This window comes from Pontibacter ruber, assembly GCF_023630205.1.
In the GTDB taxonomy this organism is placed as follows: domain Bacteria; phylum Bacteroidota; class Bacteroidia; order Cytophagales; family Hymenobacteraceae; genus Pontibacter; species Pontibacter ruber.
The window spans coordinates 335,083-357,452 of record NZ_JALPRR010000004.1 but is presented as its reverse complement, the minus strand read 5'-3'; the positions used below and the strand labels follow the sequence as shown (position 1 = coordinate 357,452).

The following is a 22,370-nucleotide window of genomic DNA, read 5'->3' as shown; positions in this document are numbered from 1 at the left end:
CAGATTATAGTTGCCAATCGTCAGCACGTGCTTCTGCGGCCTCGCGCTGCTTCTCGTATTTCTTTATAAATGTACTATATTCCGAGGCAGGAAGCAAATTGCGCAACGACACCAAAGCCTCTTCCGCATAGCTGCCCAACCCCTGGTTTATACTTTCCAGGGCATAGGCTTTGTACAGCCTCGGCGAGTACGGGTTATAGGTGATGCCATCCAGCAACACGTTATACGACTTCATATCACGCGGGCTCTGCTTGGCAAAGAAAACAGCTGCCGACTCCACCACTTCCTCATCGTAGAGCAGTGCTTTCAGGGCTTGGTTGTACCGTTCTGCAGCCTCGCGGTCGCGGCCTTTAACTTCTGCTATTTTGGCTCTGAAGTATAATTTCTGTCGCTTGTCGCGTGGGGTCAGGTGCAGGTTGTCCATGCGGCTGAGCAGCACGTCGTAGTTCCTGGTGTAGAGCCACAGCCTCATCTGCTGCAGGTTCAACTGCGAACGCAGCTCCCCTTCCGGCTGCAGCACCGGCGAGGCCTCTTTAATGGCTTCGTTCGCCAGGCGCCACTGCTGTTTCTGCATGTAGTAGTCTATCTTGGCAACAAGTGCCTGCCTGCGCATTTCCTTGTCCTTAACAGAATTAACAATGGCATTCAGCTCTGCGGTGGTTAAGTGAGGTAGGTACGTGAGCAGGTACTGTACTTTATCCTCATCGGGGGCTTGAGCGGCGATGGTCTGCGGGTCCTGCTCCAGAACGGCCAGCAACGTTTGCGCTACTTCTATTGCCGATTCAACCTCGGTAAAGCCTGCCTCTTTCAGAGCTTCTTTGGCGGCCTCCGGCTGATGGGCCAGTGCCAGGGCATACCCATGCGAGAGGTATGCCTGCTTAAAGCCATGGTCTTTAGCCAGTTTAAAGTAGGCTGCCGCTGCCGCATAGTTCTGTTCTTCCATCATCCAGATGCCCAGCGCATTGTAGTAATAGCCGCTGCGCTCCGAAGATGCCAACGCCAGGTTCTCTACGGTACTTCTGGCTTCTTTCGGACGACCGTTGTAGTGGTGCACCAGCCCTTTCAGGTACAGCAGATCCTCCATGAACAGGTTATTGGCACGGGAGGCCAAGTAACGGTTCACTGGCTTCAGCAGTGTCGTATCGCCAGTACCAAGGGTGCTCAGGGCATTGTTGTAAAAGAGCGTAAAATCCTCTACCTGCTCCAGAGAGTCTGGGGCAAAAGCTTTTTTCTCTTCCGGCTCACGGCCAAGCAGTTGGCGCAGTACGGCCATGTTGCTGCGCAGTGTTTTATACTTGCCGTTACGCCCTTCGTCCAGCACCGCTTCTGCCTGCTTCGGCATGGCTTGCTTGGTGTAGTATGCCAGTCGGTTGCTGCGGATAAAGTCGTCGTTGGACGTATGCTTCTGTGCCAGGTCAAAGTAGTAGGCTACGCTGTCGGCTATACTTGTCTGGGTATAAAGGAGCGCCAGGTTGTTGTACAGTTCGCCACTCTCGGGGAATGCCGCTACCCCCTGCCGGAGCACGTACAGTTTTTCAAAAAAGTATTCTTTTTCGTCGTACAGGTTAGCCAGGCGCACATACAGCCTTGGGTTCGGTCGCTTCTCCAGCGTTTCCTTCATCCTGAGTATCTCGTTGTTGCGCTGTTCGGTTGCCCGGTACATACCTGCCAAGCTATAATTGGCCTTCACGTTGTTCACATCGTAGAGGTCGCTCTCCTGGTAAAAGCGCTCGGCCAGAATATCGTTGTTGGTAGCCTTGTAAAGATCGCCCAGGTAATTATAATACCCAGCATAGGCATAAAAGTAAGTACGGTACTGCGTCCGCATCACCAGAATAGCAAGCATGATAGCCCCCATCGTGAAGAGCGTGTACAGCGGCAACCGCTTGGGCTGGTACACCACTTTGTACACCTGCAACCGTTGCTCCATCAGCCTGCCGAAGTTGAACATCACGTAGATGAAGAACATGAACCCAAACGCCAGGTGCGTGTACACGATCAGGTCGTGGTAAAGTACGGTCAGGGAATCGTTGGCAGTAGCGAAGGCATAGCCTATGCTCAGAAACGTAATGATGGCAAACACCAGGTACAGGATTGCACCTGTTGGCTTAAACGGAAACAATTTACCGTAAATAGACTCCCGCTGACGCATACCCCAGAAACCAGCCACAACCGAGAGCAGTAGGATAAAATAGGCGTTCACATAAAACAGATCGGCCTGAATGTAGCCTACGTGGCGCAGGTACAGCAACAAGAGGTTGAGCAGGTAAAGTATACTTACAAGCATAAACTGCCACATACTAAACCTGCGCTCCGGCGTTTTAGCCTGCGTATTGATCCAGAGCAGGGCGTTTACGTTCTCGTAAGAAACCCAGATCATGAAAAGCAACGTGGCTACAATAGAACCAAGGGCACTGTAGTTAACCAGATGCAGCGCGGTAAGTGCAGCAGGAAATTTTGCTTCCGTAAAGATCAGCCCTGCTAGTAATGCCATCACGCCGAGCAGTGCCAGCACACGCCACGTAAGCCGCACGTTCGGGTAAAACGCCTGAAAAGCATAGCTTACAATGGCCAGCAGCGCGATGCAAACCAGCAGCATGGTCTGGCTGGCCCCGTTGCCAAAAATACCCAGCAAGTCTAGGTTAAAGGAAGCCAGGAACAGCATCAGCAGCAGGATGCCACCAAAGTATGGAAGCTGCCGCATGGTGCTGATTGCAGCCGTATAAAATGCCACGCAAATGGCAAGTATAACCAGGTAAATAACTGCGGCCGACGTATTTACGACTGGCGCCGCAATATCATACTGCTCTGTGATCAGGTACCCGTCAGCGTACAGCGTGAAGGGCTCCAGCAGACGCGTAAGCTCCTGCACAGGCACCTGCACCACCTGCAGCTCCGACAGCTTGTCCCAGGCGTAGGCATAAGTATCACCGGTAAAATAGTGGTAGATGCCCAGCAGCAGCGTGGCTACAGCCAATAGCATCAAAAAAAGATAGGGATACCTGCTATCCCTATCCCAGTTTTTCCAAAACTTAATTTTACTCATATAGAGGTGAACAGATTATTCCAGCACTTTCGGTACCCTGAAATAATCGGAGTCTTTTTTAGGTGCGTTCCGAAGGGCCTCTTCGTGGCTAACCTCGTTGTGGGCCTCGTCGTCGCGCAGTACGTTTACTTCTTCTGACATATGGATAAGCGGCTCCACGCTCTCGGTATCAAGTTCGCGCAGCTGATCCACCCAATTCAGGATCTTGTTCAGGTCCTGAAGCATTTCCTGCTCTTTCTCTTCGTTAAACTCAAGCCTAGCTAAGTGCGCTAACTTTCTGATGGTCTGAATATCCGTTGACATGCGTCTTATTGTGTTTCGTAATTTCTGTTTGAATAACCTGGAATACCTGTTCTTTAAGTGCCGGCAGATCCTGCAGCGTCATGCCTTTCGTCTCGATCGGCTCGTGCAGCACGATTTTGAGCGGATGCCAGCGCACTTTCAGCTTACCGTCCAGGTCCGGTAAAAAGTTTTGGTTATAGGGCATTGTTACGGGCACTACCGGCAGCTGCTTTTCAATGGCCAGCTTAAACGGCCCGTCTTTAAATGCCATCAGCTGTTGTCCGGCCGTTTTCGGGATCGTTCCTTCCGGAAAAATCACCAGGTTACGTCCTTCTTCCAGCGTTCGTACTGATTTTATATAACTCTTGGCGCTGCTGACGGCGCTTTTGCGGTCTACTGAAATATAGAGCCGTTCGTATACTTTGCCCCACAGCGGAATTTTGCACAGCGAGCTTTTGCCTACAAAGTTAAGGAAACCCGGAATAGTATGCAGCAGCATCGGAATATCCAGGTATGAACTATGATTTGGCGTAAAAATATACTGTTTCTGGGCGCTGAATGGCGCACGCCACTCTACCGAGATAGGAGCCAGAAACATGCGCAGCGCCGACGAAGACCAGAACCGGTTAATGTTGTGCACATGACGATACCAACGCTGTTTGCGCAGCAGTATTACCTGAGCCGGATACGTTACCACAAACGGAAGTATAAACCAGGTAACGCACCAGGTTGTATAGATTCGATGTGCTATATATTTCAGGGGCTTCATGCTCTCAAATGTAACAATAATCCGTCAGTTATCAATTTGCTCTTCCTACACTAGGCACACCTTTCACATGGGAATAGTTCAACCGGCAGCCGTATTTATAACAGACAACCCTCCTGAACCAGGTATACTTGCAGCTATTATTGTTGGCTGCGCAACAGCAATGCCGCCTTCAGCAGCCCTGCCACGCTGATAGCGTCTGTTATTTCATTGTTCATGGCCATGCGTACGGCCTCATCCAGGTGCACCCGTTTGATGTGCAGTTCTTCGGTCTCTTCAAAAGCAGTTTCGCCGGCCGTAAGCTCCTCTGCCAGGAAAACAAAGCCTTCCTCGTCCGTTACCGAGTTGGAAGTATGAAGCCGCGCAATGTTGGTCCATTTAGTAGCAGTAAAGCCGGTTTCCTCCTGCAATTCCCGTTTCGCCGATTCTAGGATATCGTTTTCGATCAGGCCGCCACCCATGGGTATTTCCCAGGAATATTCATTCAGCGGGTAGCGGTACTGGCCGATCAGGTACGTATAGCCTTCGTCATCGATGGGAATGATGCCGATGGCTTTGTTCTTCATGCTCACCACGCCGTAAATTCCTTCTCCGCCGCGGGGATTCAGCACCTGATCTTCCCGCACCTTTATCCAGGGGTTCTGGTAAATGTCTTTCGAGGAAAGGGTTGTCCAGGGGTTGTGTTGTTCGTCTATCATAGCTGTAGGTGTATTCGCTGCAAATATAATTGATTGCTAGTTTGAATTTGTAGTTTAGAATAGTGATGAAGAATCTATACTAATAGCTGGAGTTTATACTTTGAGCCGGCAAGCCTGTTGCTTCGTAGCTGCTTCTGTTCCTCAGTCTTATAAGCCTATACTTTCATTTTATACTTTGGTGCGCTCTTAGGCCGCGAGGCCTCGTCCTCGGGCATCGCGCTGTCTAGCTTTCCTTTGCTACCCTTCGGTCGCAATGCTCTTACGGGCACCGGAAACCCAGAAGGCGCTCAACTCAAGGACTGGAAACGACACTGCTTCGTGAGCGGCTATGAAACTGGAAACCATTTGTAGGGACAGGTCGCGACCTGTCCGTGTTATACCTGCAGCAATGAAACTTATACCTGTAAATAAAGCAACGTCCAAGCTCCCCTCCTTAGACTAGTGAGAACGCGAGTTCGAAACTAGCGAGCGCAGCTCTGAGGGGCAGGGGTGGTTGGATCATTTTGAAAGGATAGTCTTACCTAAAGCAAAGGCGGAAATTCCCCTCTAGAGAGGGGTGCAGGGGTGGGTTTATACTTTGCTCGTATCAGATTTCTCCCGCTGGTCGAAATGACAGGAAGAGATGTGAAACTATCTTACCTGTTATTAGGAGAAGGCAGGGGAAAGTCACACGCGGATTAGGAGATTCGCAGCAGCAAAGGTTCCGGATTGGGAAATGCGTAACAGCAGATACTACTTTCCATTCGTAATTCGTAATTCCCCCCTACTTCACCAACTCCCCCAAAGTATAAATCTTCCTCTTTCTAGCCAGGGAGAGCAGCTTGAGCAGCAGCAGCGCGGTGGCAAAGGCGTCGCCGGAGGCGGTGTGGCGGTCGTCGGTGGGGAGGTTATACCTGGCGCAAAGGGCGTCCAGACTGTACTCGGCGGGCTTTAAGGTATGGTGGTCGCCGCGGCGGTGCTCCAGGCGAATGGCCAGTTGGGCGGTATCTATACTTCGGTTGCGCAGCTTGTCATTTATACCCTGGTGCCTGAGCATCTGGTTCACCATCGCAATATCAAAAGCTACATGCTGGCCTACCAGCACCGCGTTGCCTGTAAACCGGATGAAAGCCTCCAATGCATCCTGCTCCGGCAGTCCCTCCTCCAGCTGTTTGGAGAGCAAACCATGTACTTCGGCACTCTTGAGTTGTGGCGTCTCTTCCTGCTTTACCAGGCATTCAAAGCTTTCTGAGATGAGCACTTGTCCGCCATGCACCCGCACTGCACCTATCGACAGCACCCGATCAATTTTAGGATCAAGGCCGGTGGTCTCGGTATCAAATACCACAAAATCAACTTCTACAAGCGGCGTCTTAGCGGAAGCCTGCTCCGCCATAGCCGCGGTGTACTGCTGCCAAAACATAGGGGTCGCCGCCGTAATTGCCTCTGCTTCTCTGCCAATTAAGCGCTTCAGCCAGTCCCTCATCCCAGATAGCTTAGTTGAAAGCGCACCTGCAATAGTTCCTGTATGTCGCTGATGGGTTTGAAGGTGTTGCGGAGCGCCTGCCGTTCCAGTTTGTTTAGCTGGTTCGGGTTCAGGTAGCGGCCGGAAGTATGGTTGCGCAGTCCGTTCAGGGCCCGGTAGCGCATCATGATCTCGTAGGCCATGGCTGCCTCCTGGTACAGCAGCGCGTTTTTCGGCTCCAGTTCGGCCAATTTTGCAAAACGTTTGAACGTGTTGTTCTCGCCGGTAATATGGTTGTCCAGCGTCAGCACCCGGGCCGCATCTACCAGGGGAGTCATGGCCCGCAGCTTGATATCGAAACTGTCTTTGTGCTCCCCTCCCCGCTCCACAATAAAATTCCGGAAGAAACTGAGCGGCGGCGGGCTTTGCAGGGCATGTTTGGCCAGGTAAGGCAGGAAAATATGCTCCTGCGAGATGTGCTCGTAAATGTAGGACGTCAGCTGCCTGCTTAGATTAAAATCGCCGTACACAGGGCGATAATCAAAGAAGATGGACGCATGCAGCAGCGATTCTTCTGTGGGTTCGTGTATCCAGTGGTAAAAATATTGCTTCCAGGTATGCAGCGGCTGACACCATTTGGGGTTGCGCGCCATCATATCGGCAGGGCATTTTTCAAACCCACAGCTGATCAATATCTCATTTACAATATCAGCCAGCTTCAGGAAGTATGCTTGCGCCTCCTTCTCCCCGGCCGCGTGCTGGTCTTCAAAAAGCAGGGCATTGTCCTGGTCGGTGCGCAGCAGTTGTTCCTCGCGGCCTTCGCTGCCCAGCGACAGCCAGCAGTAGCGCAACGGCGGCTCGCCCAGTTCCTGTTCGGCGTGCTGCAGCGCCCGCACGATAATGGCATCGTTTATTTCGGTGATGATGTTGGCAATGAACGAAATACTCACCTCCTGCTCCAGGTATTTGAGCACCAGTTCTTCGGCACGGTCGCGGATGGCGGGCAGGCTGTTGATGTCTTTGGTCTGCCTTATTTCGGTGATGAGTACGGCCGGGTTGTTTCCCTGCGCCAGCAGCAGATCGTGTTCAGTCAATACACCTACCGCTTTGCTTTGAGCGGTGCCATCTTCGGTCATGCACAGGTGCTTTACTTTGTGCCGGATCATGTGGATGAGCGCATCAGCCATAGGCGGATCCGGGGCAATGGTGATCACAGGCGCCGACATGATCTCCTCTACCGGATCGTTGATGGACACCAGACCAGCCACTACCCGCTTCCGCATATCGGTATCGGTGGTGATGCCCAGCGGCCAGTTCTGCTCATCCGTCACCAGCATGAAACTGGAGTCTTTGTCGCTCATCATCTGGGCAGCCAGCCGGATGGAAGTGTCCGGTGTGCAGGCTACCAGGCCTTTTCCTGCCCCTACTTTTACCACATCTTCCAGATGGTTGATAACCGGATGAGAAGTATAACTCGTGCCAAGGCCTACACGGGCTTTGTTCGTATCGGCCATACTGCTGCGCACCACCGGCGCACCTGCCGCAAAGCCGGCAGCAAAGTATAAAGCTACTTCAGGGCTCTCGTTCAGAATAGGCTCAAACAAGGCAATGGGTACGGCATACACCAGCGACTCCTCAGCCGCCGTAGCTGTTGAGGAGTAGTTTTTACGGGCAATCAGGGCGCGTACGCCAAACAGATCACCTTCATCACAAACATCCACCAGCCGCTGACCACCCTCCTCGGTGCGCTGCTCCAGCCTGACGGAGCCCTGCCGCACTACATAAAAGTAGGCGTGCGCCGGATCATCCTGCGTAAACAGCACCTGCTCGGCCTCCAAGTACATCACCCGCACCTGGGAAGCCAGCTTGCGGAGCTGCTCTTCCCTGATCATATTGAAAGGAGGATACTGCCGCAGAAACTCGTGCACGCGTTCCTGAATCGTATTGGAGGGCTTCATACAAGTATAGCTATAACTACAATTTACAGGATTTCACCTGCTTTTGCAAGTATACGGAAGTGGCAAAAGCCAAAGTATAACAGCATGAAAAAGAGCCGTCTGCTCTGCCTTATACTTACTCTACTATACTTGTATTCGCTTTTTACCAGGTATAAGAAAATATGTGTTTAAAAGCTGCCGATAATTTCCGAATTTTGCACCTTATTTAACTCTGTCACTTATAGTAGATAATCGCATGCAACTCAGCGAACAGGAACTACGCAGACGCCATGAGCGCGAAGAGCTGGAAAAAATGGGTATCAACCCTTATCCGTCTGAACTCTTTGAAGTTACTGCCACTGCCAAGGAAATAAAAGAGAATTTCGATAAGGAAAAGAACAACTACCAGGAAGTAACGCTGGCAGGCCGTATGATGAGCCGCCGCATTATGGGCAAAGCCTCTTTTGCGGAGCTGATGGACAGCACCGGCCGTATCCAGATCTATGTTTCGCGCGACGATATTGCGCCGGACGAAAACAAGGACCTGTACAACACGGTGTTCAAGAAAATGCTCGACATTGGTGACTTCATCGGCATCAAAGGCTATGCGTTCGTAACGCAGGTAGGCGAGATTTCGGTGCACGTAACCGAGCTGAAACTGCTGGCCAAATCGCTGAAGCCGCTTCCGATCGTAAAACGTGAGATCGACGAGCAGGGTAACGAGATTGTGCACGATGGTTTCACGGATCCGGAGCTGCGTTACCGCCAGCGTTATGTGGACCTGGTGGTGAACCCGCACGTGCGTGAAACGTTCAAGAAGCGTTCGCAGTTGGTAGGTTCTATGCGCAACTTCCTGAACGACAAAGGTTACCTGGAGGTGGAAACACCAATCCTGCAGCCTATTTACGGTGGCGCAGCTGCCCGTCCGTTCAAAACGTTCCACAACACGCTGGACATGACCCTGTACCTGCGCATTGCCAACGAGCTGTACTTAAAGCGCCTGATCGTGGGTGGTTTTGACGGTGTGTACGAGTTTGCGAAAGATTTCCGCAACGAAGGCATGAGCCGTTTCCATAACCCGGAGTTTACGCAGGTAGAGCTTTACGTAGCCTACAAAGACTATAGCTGGATGATGGACCTGGTGGAGGAAATGGTGGAGAAAGTAGCCATGGACCTGCACGGCACTACCAAAGTACAGGTAGGCGACAACGTGATCGATTTCCAGCGTCCGTGGAAACGCTTCACGATGTTCGAAGCGATCGAGCACTTCACCAAGATCGACATCTCTGAAATGGAGGAGCCGGAGCTCCGTGCTACTGCCGAGAAACTGGGCATCAGGATCGATCCGAAACTGGGCAAAGGCAAGATCATCGACGAGATCTTCGGCGAGACCTGCGAGCCAAACCTGATTCAGCCAACTTTCATTACCGACTATCCGGTAGAGATGAGCCCGCTAGCCAAGAAGCACCGCAGCAAGCCAGGCTTGGTAGAGCGCTTCGAAGCGATCTGCAATGGCAAAGAGATCTGCAACGCCTTCTCTGAGCTGAACGACCCGATCGATCAGCGTGCCCGTTTTGAGGAGCAGCTGGAGCTTGGCCGCCGCGGCGACGTGGAAGCCATGGTACTGGACGAAGACTTCCTGCGCGCCCTGGAGTACGGTATGCCGCCAACCGCTGGCCTGGGCATCGGTATCGACCGCCTGAGCATGATCATGACGAATTCACACTCGATACAGGATGTGCTTTTCTTCCCGCAGATGAAGCCGGAAAAAACAGAAGAATAAGAAGTATAAAGTATAAAAGAGAAAGGCCTGCTGATGATCAGCAGGCCTTTCTCTTTTATACTTACTCTTGTTTACCGTCCTCTGTTGGCGCTTGTACCGCTCTGCCCGTTTTGTTCTGCAGAAGCGCTTCTATTTGCATTTTTGCTTCTGCTGGTCCAGGAGTTTACTTTGTTTTTGCTGGTGCTGAAGGCGTCCGTAATGCCACGACCAAGCCAGGAGGCAGAATCGGCTACCCTTCTGCGGGTTACCTGCCCTTTTTGTGGTGCCATCAGCATGCCAGCTAATACGCCCACACCGGCTCCGGCCAGCAGGCTTACGGCCACTGCTCCCACTCCACCGCCAGTACTACCAGATCTGCTACTGCTACCAATTCTGCCACGGCTGCTTTCATAACCTGTGCTTTCTTTCTGTCTTACCTGGCGGACAGATGAATTTGTATTGCTATATGTGGCCTTGTCTTCCCCCAACGATCTGTAATCCATTCGCGTCTTCATAGTTTGTTTACTTTAATGTTACATAATTTACCGGAAGCCATGACTGGCTGTTTCATTAATTAACGAGACAAGAGGCTGAAGGTTAAACTGTATAACCTGAAACAGGCCGCGCAAAAAATAAGAGGAGCCTCCCCTTTTTTGGGGAAGCTCCTCTTATATAAGATGTAGCCGCCACGGGCATGTGCATGAAGCACGTACCCCGGCAAAGCGTGTCTTTTTGGTAAGGCTTAGGCCTTATTATGCGTTGCCGCCACTAGAGCCTGTGCCACTTGTAGAGCCGGCTCCACCACCTGTTGATCCAGAACCACCAGTTGAACCCGCGCCACCACTTGTACCACCAGATGTTCTTCCACCTGATGAACCAGCACCGCCACCTGATGTGCTACCGCCACCAGTTGAGCCAGTGTCTCCACCGGTAGAGCCACCAGTTTTACCCAGTGTGCTGCTCATCTTCTTCATTTCTTCAAGGCCAGCCTGCAGGTTTTTCTCCAGGTCTTTGCTCATCTTACCAGCCCACTTAGATATTCCTTTTCTGGTTGTTTCGCCAGTATCCGGAGCCATTAACAGGCCAGCAATAACGCCGGCGCTAGCGCCAGCCAGTAAGGCTAATAATACCTTTCCGCTATTGTCTTTCATAGTTTTTATTGATTATAAGATTATTGTTTATCCTTTTAAAACGTCTGTTGCCCTAATAACGATTAAGGGCAGCATTAAGTTATAACTATACTACTGAATTCTATTATAGTTGTTTTTTTGCAGAAAAAAAAGCCCAACAATTAATTGCAGGGCTTTTTTCTGTATTAGGTATCTTCTATAGATTCGAGATCAGACGTACGATGTCATCTTTGGTCTTGCCAAGCTTGCGCTGCAGGCGGCCAAGCAGTTCGTCTTCCTGACCTTCTACATACATCAGATCGTCATCTGTCAGGTCGCCGTAGTTCTTCTTCAGTTGTCCTTTCACATCATCCCAGGAGCCACGCATTACCAGGCTGCTGCCCGGTCCGGTAACGTTACGATTCTCCAGGCTATCCATCCAGTTCTTGATCGTGCGCTGAAGATCATCCCCAACTTTATACATGCTGCGTTTTACGCTGCCACGAGTGGTGCGGCCGTTGTCCGGGGCCAGCAATACACCTGCTACAATACCTGCACCAATTCCAGCCAAAGTCGCCAGTAGGATCTTTCCTTTGTCGTCATTCATGTTGTTTAACATATCATAGTTTTTTAGAGTCTGTTCCGGTGAAGTTTATACTTTGTCGTGAAGTACAAAAAGAAATAATCTTTCGTAATTATCTCTAATTTTACACCGTCAACATACATACGGGGTAAGGCTGCTTAAGTTAGAATTGCTCCTGACACCGCTGGCTGGTACAACTTCGCGGTGCTTTTTGCCGCAAAGTCCAAAGCTGGTTTCTTTCACGTATAAACCTTTAATTTCTATACACTTAACCAACTATGAAAAAAATTTTAGTAGCCGTTCCCTTTGCCATACTTGCCGGTGCCTTCTCCTGCAAAAATGCCCAGACACCCTGCATCGATCAGAGCAAAATAAACCCGGAGCTGATATGCACCATGCAGTACGATCCGGTTTGTGGCTGCGATGGCAAAACCTACGGTAATGCCTGCGAAGCCTCTAGAGCTGGCGTTACTTCTACTACACAAGGACCCTGCGCCGACAGCAAGTAGGCGACTACCTTCTTATACTTTAAACACAGAACAATGAGCCAGAAAAGATACCTGAAACAGACCAAACCGTTCCGGGTGCCCACCGCCGACGGCAAGTTAATAGAAGAACATTTTGGGCATGCCTCTACGCGTACCGGCTCCTTTAGCGTTGCACATATGGTGGCCCCACCGCACTGGAGCGAACCGCACCAGAACCCTGAATTTGACGAGGTGACCATTGTGCTGCGCGGCCGCAAACTTATCGAGATAGACGGTGAAGAGGTGGAAGTAGGAGCCGGTGAAACCATCCTGATAAAAGCAGGCGCCCGCGTGCGCTACGCCAACCCATACGATGAAGAAACCGAGTATTGGTCGGTATGCGTGCCGGCCTTCGACATCAACACCGTTCATCGCGAGGAGGAGTAGAGTTGATTTGGAGATTTGGGGATGAGAAGATTTGTTATCGCCAAGTATAAAATAAAAGCCCGGGCAGTAGACCGGGCTTTTATTTTATACTTGATGGCTACTTTCCTGGCGCGGAACTCAGTTCCGTGCCAAATCTATAGGAGTGAGTCTCCAGACTCACTTGTTTCCAAAATCTAGCGACATTACCTTTTCAACGATTCCAGAAAAGCCAGCAGCCCTGCTCTCTGAAGTATATTTTGCCAGGTATATGCCCTTACATCCGGCGTCTGAAAATCAAATCGCTCCAACTGCTCCGGCTTGAAATTCGACCGGTCCTTATTTACAAAGAAGAACTTCCCCTGCACCTGGTTCTGGAATTCTCTGGCCCAGGTATAATCTGTCGAAATCACCTTTAAGCCTAGGGCGCAGTATTCGAGCAGCTTAGTGGATGTTTGGATGTTGTAAGGGAATACGTCCGGCACTAGGTTCAGCCCATACGTTGCTTTTGAGGCTACCTGTGGCATCTCCGCATAAGGTAGTCTGCCGGTAAACGTAATGTTACTGAACTTGCTGTACTGCTGGTATAGTTCTGCAGAAGGCTCTCCGATAAGCAACACTTTATATTTTGGAAAGTGCTTAATCAGGTGGTCCAGAAACACAGCTATACTTCTGGAAGCAGCCATGGTACCGATGTACACAAAATCATAATCCTTCTGCTCCTGCTTTAGGAAGAACTCTTCCGCGATGCCCATGTCTCGGAGTAAATAAGGCACCTTATCGCGGAAGTTATACTTGTCTTTTACCGCCTGATTCAGAAAAATGCGCCCCTGCGGCTTTACGTTCAGCAGCTTTTTAAGCAGATCTTTCTGTGAATGGAATCTTCCGACAGAAAGCGAATTATACTCGTGTATCAGAATCTGATCTTTGGATGTACCTTGCAGATCCACACCCTGAAAGCGCCAGATCACGTTGTAGCTTTTTATACTTTCTTTGTCGTCTGCAAAGAGTTCTTCTGCCTCATACCCCTCCTGCGCATTAAAGTACCTTACATAGGCCTTTATTTCGGGCAGGTAGGCTTTTCCGCTATGTACGAAGGCTATTTTCATTTTCCATTGAGTGGCATTAAGTCTCTGATGTAGCTATACTTTGCTATAACAACTTGACTAAGATGTGTAATGAGCCTATTCAGGTATAATGTGCTTAAACATTTACCTACTTACTAAAAATCCAGTCACCATTTTTAAACAATCCGGATAGCAGCAACAAACCAAAACTTGAGAAATAATAAACTGCAATCACAAGTATTGGGTGTATACCAATCTGAGTTTCTCGTTCAACTCTTGAGTAGTGATCTATAACTCTTTGATACCGTTTGCCTTGGCAATAATAGAAAAATGTGAGTAAGACCAATGCTAGTGAAAAGGCATACTTATACTTCTTATTAAAAGTAATATCAGCTAGCCCAAATCCTTCTAAAAGTAATGCTACAGTAAAGATGTTGAGCATTAGGCAAAGAACTACAAAACTTATCGCCTTTACTGGAAGATCATCAAAGTTTCTCGACGCGTTAGTTAACTGGTAAGACTTATAAAAAAGGTAATTATATATCCTCATCTTCTTCAATCATAAGTATAAAACAAAAGCCTCCGGAGCAAACCAGAGGCTTTTGTTTTATATATGCAGAGTTCGAATTAATCATGTTCAAATCTCCACATCTTCAAATCTTCAAATTACTTAGAAATCAGTTCTACGATATCCTCAGAGATACCCATGGAAGAGAAGCCACCGTCGTGCATCAGGTTCTGCATGGTTACGTAGCGGGTCAGGTCCGAGAACAGGCTGATGCAGTAGTCTGCGCAAGCCTCTGCCGGAGCATTGCCAAGCGGCGACATTTTATCTGCATAGTCGAAGAAGGCGTCGAAGCCACCTACACCGGTACCGGCCGTAGTTTTGGTCGGAGACTGGGAAATAGTGTTCACGCGAATCTTCTTAGCGCGACCTAAACGGTAGCCATAGTTGCGGGCAATAGACTCCAACACCGCTTTGGCATGCGACATATCCGTATAGTCAGGGAACACGCGCTGCGCTGCGATGTACGAAAGTGCTACGATAGAGCCCCACTCGTTCATGGCGTCCTGCTTCTCTGCTACGTGCATTACTTTATGGAAGGAAAGCGCCGAAATATCAAGTGTTTTCTGGAACCAGTCATAGTTCAGGTCGCCGTACGATTTGCCTTTACGGATGTTCGGGCTTGAACCGATAGAGTGCAGCACGAAGTCAATCTTACCTCCTAAAATCTCCTGCGCCTTCGTGAAAAGGTTCTCCAGATCTTCTACAGACGTAGCATCGGCAGGTATAATTTGAGCGTTGCACGCCTCCGCCAGCTTGTTGATCTCGCCCATACGCATGGCAATCGGCGCGTTGGTCAGCACAAACTCTGCGCCTTCCTCTTTTGCACGCATAGCTACTTTCCAGGCAATAGACTTCTCGTCCAGCGCACCAAAAATGATTCCTTTCTTTCCTTTAAGCAGATTATAGGACATGTCTTAATGATTATGTGTTCGTTGCTAATTTCAGGGTTCTTCCGGTCGGGCCGCAAAAACAGCAGCAATATAGCAATAACTCGTTATAGTGAAAGCAACTCTTTGGCACTTTGATACGCGTTGGCACTTGGGTTAGCCCCCGCGATCATGTGTGCGATCTCGTTTACGCGCTCCTCGTCGTTCAGCTTTTTAATGCGGCTGATGGTACGGTCTTCGGTGTCGTGCTTGTACACAAAATAATGCGAATCGCCTTGAGCCGCGATCTGCGGCAAATGCGAAATGGCAATGATCTGGTGTTTCTGAGCCATCTGCTGCATCATCTTGCCTACCTTCACAGCCACTTCACCGGATATACCGGTGTCGATCTCGTCAAACACGATGGTCGGAAGAGCCGTTTTATCGGCCAGCATGTATTTCACGCTCAGCATCAGGCGCGAGAATTCACCACCGGAAGCCGCTTTTACCAGCGACTGCGGCGTAGAGCCTTTGTTGGCACTGAACAGAATGCTGATCTCGTCGGTACCCGTAGCAGAAGGTGCGGCCGGTTTGTGCTGAATTACAATGCGTGCATTTGGCATTCCCAGCTCCGCTACCAGGTCGTGTAATTCCTGCTCAAATTTACCAAAAGCGGACTTCCTTCTCTCCGATAATACCTCGGCATGTTCCAGCACCTCGGCGTAAGCTGCTTCCATTTCCTTTTTGGTTTTGGCGATGGCATTATCCAGGTTCAGTACGTTACCCACCTTCTGCGACAGCTCCTCCTGTATGGCCAGTAACTCAGCTACTGATTGCACCTGGTGCTTGCGCTGCAAAGTATAGATCAGGTTCAGGCGCTCGCTCACCTCCGTGGCACGCTGCGGGTCGGCTTCTGTTTTGCGCTCGGCGTCTTCCAGTTCTCCGGCAATGTCCTGCAGCTCGATCATGCAGCTTTCGGTGCGGGTACGCAGCTCGTCATACTTGGGTCCGAACTGCGCCAGCTGCCCGATCAGGTAAGCCGTGTCTTTCAGCGCAGAGGTAATGTTGAACTCCGACTCAGTCAGGTACTGCACTGCCTGCGTCAGCTTCAGCTTGATATCTTCGGCGTTTTCCAGCTGCTTCAGCTCTGCTTCCAGGCTCTCCTGCTCGTCTTCCTGCAGGCTTGCCTCCTCCAGCTCGTTCAGCAGGAAGGTATGGTAATCCAGCTCTTTCTGCGACTGCGCCAGCTGGTCCTCTAGCTTCTTATACTCTGACTCCAGCTTTTTATAGTTGCGGTATGAAGTATAGTAGGTCTTCAGGTAAGAAGTATTGCCGGCATAAATATCAAGCGAAGTATTGCCTGCATACACGTCCAGGATGTTCAGCTGGAAACTCGTATCACCCAGCTGCAGCGTGTCGTGTTGGGAGTGCACGTCCATCAGGTTTTCGCCGATCTTGCGGATCACGTCCAGGGTTACCGGCGTGTCGTTCACAAAAGCGCGCGACTTACCGCTCGGACTGATCTCGCGGCGCAGGATGCACTGGTTATCAAAGTCCAAGTCTTCGGCGGCAAATACCTCCTGCAGGTTGTAAGAGGAGATATCAAACACACCTTCAATCACGCACTTCTCATCCTGGTTGAAAAGCAGTTTGGTATCGGCCCGGTTGCCAAGCAGCAAGCCAATGGCTCCCAACATAATGGATTTACCGGCTCCGGTCTCGCCTGTAATAATATTGAGCACCGGTGACGGGTTCATCTCCAGTTTCTCGATCAGGGCGTAATTCTTTATTTTAAGATCTATCAGCATAAATGTAGTCCCGAGACTATAGACATAAGATGTAAGACTTTTTGCCTATGCTAAAGTTCGTTATTTCTGTTAATATTTTCTTGAAGGTTGAAGTATAGGTTATACTTTAATAAGGCGCTTCCACATCAAAGATGATTTCTTCTATCTGATCCGGCGTAAAATCATGTTTACCCGAACGCTTATCAGTTAGCTGCAGCTTATCTTCCATACTTGAGAGTGCACCTGTCAGTACCACTTTGTTGCGCAATACCACCTGAACCGCTGGTTGTTGCAACAGTTCGGGTAAACGTTGTTCTAGATCTTTTCGGAAGACACGGACCTGGCGCTTGCCCATAGAATAAGTATAATCACAGCAGGGTGTTCTGCCACTGTGAAGTTACACCAATTTAATGAAATCCTAAAAATTTTAGCGTTTTAGCAAAGTCTCGTACTTGCTGTTGTTGGTAGGGTCTACCTGCGATAGGACGGTAAAAGCAGCCTGCTTGTCGGCGGGGGCAGCCGTTTTAAACATGTTTACCAGTTCGTCAGACTTGGCCTCAAAGAAAGAGCGGATAATGGCAGCTCCCGGCTTCTGCTGCGAAAGCTTCTGGATATTCTGCAGTACAACCAACACCGATTTGCGCCCCTTCTCCGGATTCTCTGCCATCAGGTCCAGGCCCTGGCGGTGCATGGCATAGATGCCTTCACGGAACGGTAGAAACTGCGGGTCCTGCAGGTTATCGATCATCCAGTAGCGGTTGCGGTTGCTCTCGAAAGGCTTCCAGCCCGGGTACACCGAGTTTTGCGATGCCGCCAGGTTAAGTATACTTCGCGCTTTATCGTAGGCCGGGGCTCCGCCCAATCGTCCAAAGCTGTCGTTGTCCATGCCGATGATCATGTAGGCATAAAAGGCCAGCATGGAAGATAGGTTGGAGGTGAAGTTGTTCTCCACGTAATCGAGTGGCTGCGCATCGTTGTACTGAAACAGCCAGTCTTTATCAATGAAAGAGAAAAGTGTGGATTCGTATCCGGTGCCGTAGGCTGGCCTTACCGAAACCACCTGCACGTTCGCCCTGAACGTACCGATCTCGGGCATTTCAGTCAGGTTGATGAGCAGCCTGCACTTGATGCGCTCATCTACGCTGTACGCCTGGTTTGTCCAGCGACGGTTGTTCATGAACTCGAAAATGCGGTTCTGCATGTCCGTGAACAGCTGACGGTCGGTGTACTGTACCTGTTCGCTGTTTACCACAACTTCGCATTGCAACTCCTGAGCCTTTGCTCCCAGGGCCGCAAAGCAGACAAACAGCATAACAAGTAGTTTCTTAAGCATGTACCCGCTCCCAGATAAGATTTACAATATCCTGCGCCACCTCCGTTTTCGATTTGAGTTCAAAAGCCGTGGTCGCTTCCTGTTCAATAATAGTGATTTTATTTGTATCGTGCTTAAAACCAGCCCCCGGATCATTCAGGGAATTCAGCACGATCATGTCAAGGTTCTTTTTCTGCAGTTTCTCCCGGGCGTTAACGGTCTCATTATCCGTCTCCAGGGCAAAACCAACCGAGAACTGATCAGTACGCTTTTCTTTGCCGAGCGCTGCTGCAATATCAACGTTTTTAACGAGCTCAATGGTCAGTTCGTCGCCCGCTTTTTTTATTTTCTTTGCTGAGGCGGCTTTCGGCTTATAATCTGCCACGGCAGCGGCAAATACCCAGATATCGGCTGCCGGTGCCAGGCGGCGAACCGCCTCGTACATTTCATCGGCGGTGGTAACATGCGTCACCTCTATGGCCGGATCTTGTGCTTTCAGGTTTGTCGGGCCTGCAACCAAGTGTACTTCCGCTCCATGTCTCGCAAAGCACTCTGCCAAGGCAAATCCCATTTTACCGGTAGAGTGGTTCCCGATAAACCGCACCGGGTCGATCGGTTCGTAGGTAGGGCCTGCAGTAAGTATAACTTTCCTGCCGTTAAACGATTTGTCCAACACCTGAAAAATGATTCTCTAACACTTGTACAATTTCCTCCGGCTCTGCCATACGTCCCTGCCCCACCAAACCGCTCGCCAGTTCGCCGTAACCTGCCTCTATAATGTGGTTGCCATAACCTCGCAGCTTTGTAAAGTTGGCCTGCACTGCCGGGTGCCGGTACATATCCAGGTCCATGGCAGGCGCCACAAAAACAGGGCAACGCGCCGATAGATAGGTAGCACTAAGCAGGTTATCGCAGAAGCCATTAGCGAACTTGGCTATGGTATTGGCGCTGGCCGGAGCCACAACCATGGCATCTGCCCACAGGCCAAGTTCCACGTGGTTGTGCCACACGCCGCTCTCGTCTTTTACAAACTGGCTGAGCACAGGCCGCTTCGATAAAGTGGCTAAAGTAAGAGGGGTAATAAAGTCAGAAGCAGAAGTTGTCAGGATTACCTGAACTTCTGCTTCTGATTTAACGAGTAGGCGGACCAGCAGGGCAGCTTTGTAGGCCGCGATGCTTCCGCAAACTCCCAGTATGATTTTCTTGTGCCGGAGCATCCGGTTTAGAATGAAGGCTCTTCTGTCTCTTCGTCAGGAGTACGCACGTAAACTTTTCCTTCCAGGAATTCCTCAACAGCCAGGTTGGTAGGCTTTGGCAAACGCTCGTAGTATTTAGAGATCTCGATCTGCTCACGGTTCTCGAATACCTCCTCCAGGTTGTCCACAGTAGTGGCAAACTCGGCCAGCTTAGAGTTCAACTCTTCTTTCAACTTCACAGAGATCTGGTTCGCTCGCTTGGAAATTACAGCAACAGACTTGTATACATTGCCGGTCTGCTCTGCAAAGTCCGCCATGTTGCGGGTAACGATTGATGATGGAACTGATGCCATATATTCTTATTTTATTTATTTGCGGTATTTGCTGTGTTTGCGGTATTTGTTTTCTTAACCTTTTCAAGTTCAGCCAGTGTATTCTCATACACCTGCTCGGCACTACGCAGGAAACGGCTCTCAGGATACTGATCGATGAAGCTCTGGTAATAATCTACCGCCTCCATAAAACGTTCCTGCTGTTTGTCAGGCACACTTTCAAGGCCAAACCTGTATTGTGCATCCAGTCTCAGAAAAGCAGCCTCCTCGGCATATGGCGAAGAAGGGTTCTCGCGCTGGAAATTGGTAAAGGCCACTACCGCTGAGCGGAAATAACGCAGCTGGTAGTATAAACGGGCACTTTCAAATGCTTTCTGGTCCAGTTTTGCCGTCAGTTTTTCGATCATCCCGTTTGCTTCTTCGGCAAATTTGCTCGTTGGGTAGCGCACCAGGAACTCCTGCAAGGCCTCTATGGCCGTTAATGTGCTGGTCTGGTCCTGGCTGTGGGTCGGCGACTGCTTGTACTGCGACTGTGCATACAGGAACATGGCTTCTTCGGCCAGTTCGCTGCGCGGGTAAGTTTCGTAGAACAGTTTAAATTGGTAGGCGCTCAGGATATAATCCCCTTGTTTGAACTGTGAATTGGCAAACAGGAACCGGGCCCGTTCTCCCTCTTCACGACCGCTCAGCAGTGGCATTACCTGCTCCAGCAGCTGGCTGGCGCGGTAGTAATCCTCCTTTTCGTAATACTGTAGCGCTGCCTGGTATTTTTTGTCGACGTTGTCGCTTTTTAAAAGCTTCTGGAAATTGCTGCAGCCAGCGGCTACGAGCAATAATCCGATCAGTACAACGGTATGTAAAAAGCCTCTATTCATGAACGGGCAAAATTATAGAATATCCACGTGATTTACAAAACTGAAAAATTATCCGGTAAAGGTCTGCTGTGATGTGTTATTTTTTGCTTTTAGCCTGCCTTTTTGATTTGCCGGAGTCCTTGGTGCTTTTGGTTTTTGTAGCTTTTTTAGGCTGCACCCGAGGTGCTATCGGGGTCCGTGTGGCCAGAATATCCTTCTTAGCCGGTCGCTGATCTGCCAGCCAGGTAAAGCCCTCCAACTGTTTGTCGCTTTCCTTTAACTCATGCGGCGGAATGAAACTGGCGTCCGGCTTTACCAGGAACGAGATGGTCTTCAATTTATTTTCTGCAAACTTCAGAACCATGTTGCTGCAGATGGCTTTGTTCATACCTGTCAGGGTGGTATCTCCCTCCAGGGCAAAGTATAAACTCTCGCCATTGCCATTTACATCCACTCGCCGGATATCACCCTGCTGAAAATAGGCAGTCATATCACGGCCCTTTACCTGGTTATAGTTTCGCAGCGAGTCTTCGGAAGTGATGAAGGCATTGCTGAACATGTACATCTTATCGATGGTCTTGTTGCGAAGGTGAATGCGGATGGTGTCGGAAACCAGCTGGCTCTCTTCGCTCCAAAGTATAGGCTTCACGTTCATGTACATCACCGAGTCGGTGCGGTTGTAACTGAGCGAGTCGCATTTGCCCTGCAGGTCCTTCTTGAAGATCTTTACGTTGTTGAAGGCAAAGAGCATACTTTTGGCATCCGGCGTTTTGGCCTCGCGCGAGATCAGGCTGTCTGCTGACAGGTACAGGGTATCGCCATCCATGATGGTTTCCATAACCGGGCTGCCTGACACTTTCGCCACGCCCTGGTCGCGCCAGTAACGGCCAACCTGCCCGCGTATGGTAACATCGTCTTTAAGCGATTTCAGGGACACGTTCGTTTTGGCGGTGCCATATCCCCTGCCCTCGTCATAAAACAGGTCGTCGCCCCCTAAACGGTACTCCGGCGTCTGGATATAAGCATTGCGCCCGAACCGGGAGACTTTGGTAATGGTGTTGTAAGTACCTGTTTCAGCATACAAATCGCCCTGCTGCCCTTTGATATACGTTGGTCCCTGAAAGTATACGATCTTGCTCAGCGTGTTATAACGCATGTTCTGCGCCGTAATGGTATAATCAGCCGAGTTTACCTTTACGTTCTGCTGAAAGGTGAACATTTTGGATTTTGTATCATAGGAGCCGCGGCGGCTTTCGAGGCGGTTTTCCGGGTCTACGATGGTGCCACCCTCGGTGTAGGTTGCCGTACGGGTTTCAAAATCATAGTCGAGGCTGGGGGTGGTGAGCGTCATACGCGGGTCCTGCATGGTTACGCCGCCGCTCATGCGTGCCGTACGCTTGGCGCCATCATAAGTAGCCCGGCTGCCGGTCATCGTCACGGTATCAGCCTGGTTAAAACGCACGTTACCAAACGCTTCCAGCATGTCGCTGTCGCGGTACTGGTACACGGAGTCAGCATACAGGAACGTCTCTTTCTGCTTGAAAACTACGTTGCCCAGGAGCTTCGTGATCCGCTGCCCGTTGATGGTAACGCCCTCCAGCGAGTCGGCGCCTTGTAGCTCTACTTTATCTGATTGCTGTTGTGTTTGTGGCCGTTGCTGCGCAGCTGGCCGCTGCTGGGCCAAAACTGTCAGCGAAAACAGCGTAAACACAAGAGAATACAGTAGTTTTGTGATGTTCATTCTTTATCTGACAAAAGACAAAAGACACTTTGACAAAAGACCAACGAACTCCTCCCTCCTTTGTCCTTCGTCAAAAAGTTCTTTTGTCAAGTATAAATTCAAAATTAGAAAAAAATTACCAGCCACTGCC

22 protein-coding genes are annotated in these 22,370 nt (G+C 50.1%); 3 read left to right on the top strand and 19 right to left on the bottom strand.

Features of this window, described 5'->3' with window-relative positions:
- Window positions 1-4: 4 nt before the first annotated feature.
- The 6 genes from MJ611_RS18085 to MJ611_RS18060 all read right to left on the bottom strand — a co-directional run bounded on the left by MJ611_RS18085 (window position 5) and on the right by MJ611_RS18060 (window position 8,194).
- A complete protein-coding gene (locus tag MJ611_RS18085; RefSeq protein WP_250432026.1) occupies window positions 5-2,983 on the bottom strand; it encodes a hypothetical protein in 2,979 nt (992 codons plus the stop codon).
- A gap of 78 nt (window positions 2,984-3,061) precedes the next feature.
- Complete coding sequence (gene gatC / locus MJ611_RS18080; RefSeq protein WP_250431847.1) at window positions 3,062-3,349, bottom strand: Asp-tRNA(Asn)/Glu-tRNA(Gln) amidotransferase subunit GatC; 288 nt, start codon at window positions 3,347-3,349, stop codon at window positions 3,062-3,064.
- The gene (locus MJ611_RS18075; protein WP_250431846.1) at window positions 3,303-4,097 is read right to left on the bottom strand and encodes a lysophospholipid acyltransferase family protein; all 795 of its coding nucleotides are present in this window, start codon (window positions 4,095-4,097) and stop codon (window positions 3,303-3,305) included. The genes gatC and MJ611_RS18075 overlap by 47 nt, the downstream gene beginning before the upstream one ends.
- 137 nt (window positions 4,098-4,234) lie before the next feature.
- The gene (locus tag MJ611_RS18070; RefSeq protein ID WP_250431845.1) at window positions 4,235-4,792 is read right to left on the bottom strand and encodes an NUDIX domain-containing protein; all 558 of its coding nucleotides are present in this window, start codon (window positions 4,790-4,792) and stop codon (window positions 4,235-4,237) included.
- 763 nt (window positions 4,793-5,555) lie between these two features.
- Window positions 5,556-6,257, bottom strand: coding sequence for a 3'-5' exonuclease (locus MJ611_RS18065; RefSeq protein WP_250431844.1), 702 nt, complete (start codon window positions 6,255-6,257; stop codon window positions 5,556-5,558).
- On the bottom strand, window positions 6,254-8,194 hold the full coding sequence (locus MJ611_RS18060; protein ID WP_250431843.1) for a DUF294 nucleotidyltransferase-like domain-containing protein: 1,941 nt from the start codon (window positions 8,192-8,194) through the stop codon (window positions 6,254-6,256). Before MJ611_RS18060 ends, MJ611_RS18065 begins: the two co-directional genes overlap by 4 nt.
- Window positions 8,195-8,429: 235 nt before the next feature.
- On the opposite strand from MJ611_RS18060, the gene lysS reads away from it, so the two are divergent.
- Window positions 8,430-9,956: a lysine--tRNA ligase gene (gene lysS / locus MJ611_RS18055; protein ID WP_250431842.1), complete on the top strand. Its 1,527-nt coding sequence runs from the start codon at window positions 8,430-8,432 to the stop codon at window positions 9,954-9,956.
- Between the two features lie 71 nt (window positions 9,957-10,027).
- Here lysS and MJ611_RS18050 read toward each other — a convergent pair whose 3' ends face one another.
- From MJ611_RS18050 to MJ611_RS20590, 3 genes are all read right to left on the bottom strand, one after another.
- On the bottom strand, window positions 10,028-10,450 hold the full coding sequence (locus MJ611_RS18050) for a YtxH domain-containing protein (RefSeq protein WP_250431841.1): 423 nt from the start codon (window positions 10,448-10,450) through the stop codon (window positions 10,028-10,030).
- A gap of 237 nt (window positions 10,451-10,687) precedes the next feature.
- Window positions 10,688-11,086 (bottom strand): YtxH domain-containing protein, encoded by a 399-nt coding sequence (locus tag MJ611_RS18045; RefSeq protein WP_250431840.1) that lies wholly within the window; start codon window positions 11,084-11,086, stop codon window positions 10,688-10,690.
- A gap of 175 nt (window positions 11,087-11,261) precedes the next feature.
- Entirely contained in the window at window positions 11,262-11,651 is a 390-nt protein-coding gene (locus MJ611_RS20590; RefSeq protein WP_262921706.1) for a CsbD family protein, read from the bottom strand.
- A 254-nt stretch (window positions 11,652-11,905) separates the two neighbouring features.
- Between MJ611_RS20590 and MJ611_RS18030 the strand changes: the two genes are divergently transcribed.
- Window positions 11,906-12,136 (top strand): Kazal-type serine protease inhibitor family protein, encoded by a 231-nt coding sequence (locus MJ611_RS18030; RefSeq protein ID WP_250431839.1) that lies wholly within the window; start codon window positions 11,906-11,908, stop codon window positions 12,134-12,136.
- A gap of 33 nt (window positions 12,137-12,169) precedes the next feature.
- Window positions 12,170-12,541, top strand: coding sequence for a cupin domain-containing protein (locus tag MJ611_RS18025; protein ID WP_250431838.1), 372 nt, complete (start codon window positions 12,170-12,172; stop codon window positions 12,539-12,541).
- Between the two features lie 182 nt (window positions 12,542-12,723).
- Here the strand turns inward: MJ611_RS18025 and MJ611_RS18020 are convergent, their stop codons facing one another.
- From MJ611_RS18020 to MJ611_RS17980, 10 genes are all read right to left on the bottom strand, one after another.
- Window positions 12,724-13,626: a glycosyltransferase gene (locus MJ611_RS18020; RefSeq protein WP_250431837.1), complete on the bottom strand. Its 903-nt coding sequence runs from the start codon at window positions 13,624-13,626 to the stop codon at window positions 12,724-12,726.
- 624 nt (window positions 13,627-14,250) lie between these two features.
- A complete protein-coding gene (locus tag MJ611_RS18015) occupies window positions 14,251-15,063 on the bottom strand; it encodes an enoyl-ACP reductase FabI (RefSeq protein WP_250431836.1) in 813 nt (270 codons plus the stop codon).
- 83 nt (window positions 15,064-15,146) lie between these two features.
- Window positions 15,147-16,826 (bottom strand): DNA repair protein RecN, encoded by a 1,680-nt coding sequence (recN, locus tag MJ611_RS18010; protein ID WP_250431835.1) that lies wholly within the window; start codon window positions 16,824-16,826, stop codon window positions 15,147-15,149.
- A 106-nt stretch (window positions 16,827-16,932) separates the two neighbouring features.
- Window positions 16,933-17,160 (bottom strand): hypothetical protein, encoded by a 228-nt coding sequence (locus MJ611_RS18005; RefSeq protein ID WP_250431834.1) that lies wholly within the window; start codon window positions 17,158-17,160, stop codon window positions 16,933-16,935.
- 72 nt (window positions 17,161-17,232) lie between these two features.
- Complete coding sequence (gene porD, locus MJ611_RS18000; protein WP_250431833.1) at window positions 17,233-18,138, bottom strand: type IX secretion system protein PorD; 906 nt, start codon at window positions 18,136-18,138, stop codon at window positions 17,233-17,235.
- Window positions 18,131-18,793, bottom strand: coding sequence for a bifunctional phosphopantothenoylcysteine decarboxylase/phosphopantothenate--cysteine ligase CoaBC (gene coaBC / locus MJ611_RS20665; RefSeq protein WP_317233154.1), 663 nt, complete (start codon window positions 18,791-18,793; stop codon window positions 18,131-18,133). The genes porD and coaBC overlap by 8 nt, the downstream gene beginning before the upstream one ends.
- Window positions 18,774-19,334 carry a flavoprotein gene (locus MJ611_RS20660; RefSeq protein ID WP_317233153.1) on the bottom strand — a complete coding sequence of 187 codons (561 nt, stop codon included), beginning with the start codon at window positions 19,332-19,334 and terminating at the stop codon, window positions 18,774-18,776. Before MJ611_RS20660 ends, coaBC begins: the two co-directional genes overlap by 20 nt.
- Before the next feature lie 5 nt (window positions 19,335-19,339).
- Window positions 19,340-19,666: a DNA-directed RNA polymerase subunit omega gene (locus MJ611_RS17990; protein ID WP_250431832.1), complete on the bottom strand. Its 327-nt coding sequence runs from the start codon at window positions 19,664-19,666 to the stop codon at window positions 19,340-19,342.
- Window positions 19,667-19,677: 11 nt separating this feature from the next.
- Entirely contained in the window at window positions 19,678-20,520 is an 843-nt protein-coding gene (locus MJ611_RS17985; RefSeq protein ID WP_250431831.1) for an outer membrane protein assembly factor BamD, read from the bottom strand.
- A 76-nt stretch (window positions 20,521-20,596) separates the two neighbouring features.
- Window positions 20,597-22,240, bottom strand: coding sequence for an OstA-like protein (locus MJ611_RS17980; protein ID WP_250431830.1), 1,644 nt, complete (start codon window positions 22,238-22,240; stop codon window positions 20,597-20,599).
- Between the last annotated feature and the right edge of the window lie 130 nt (window positions 22,241-22,370).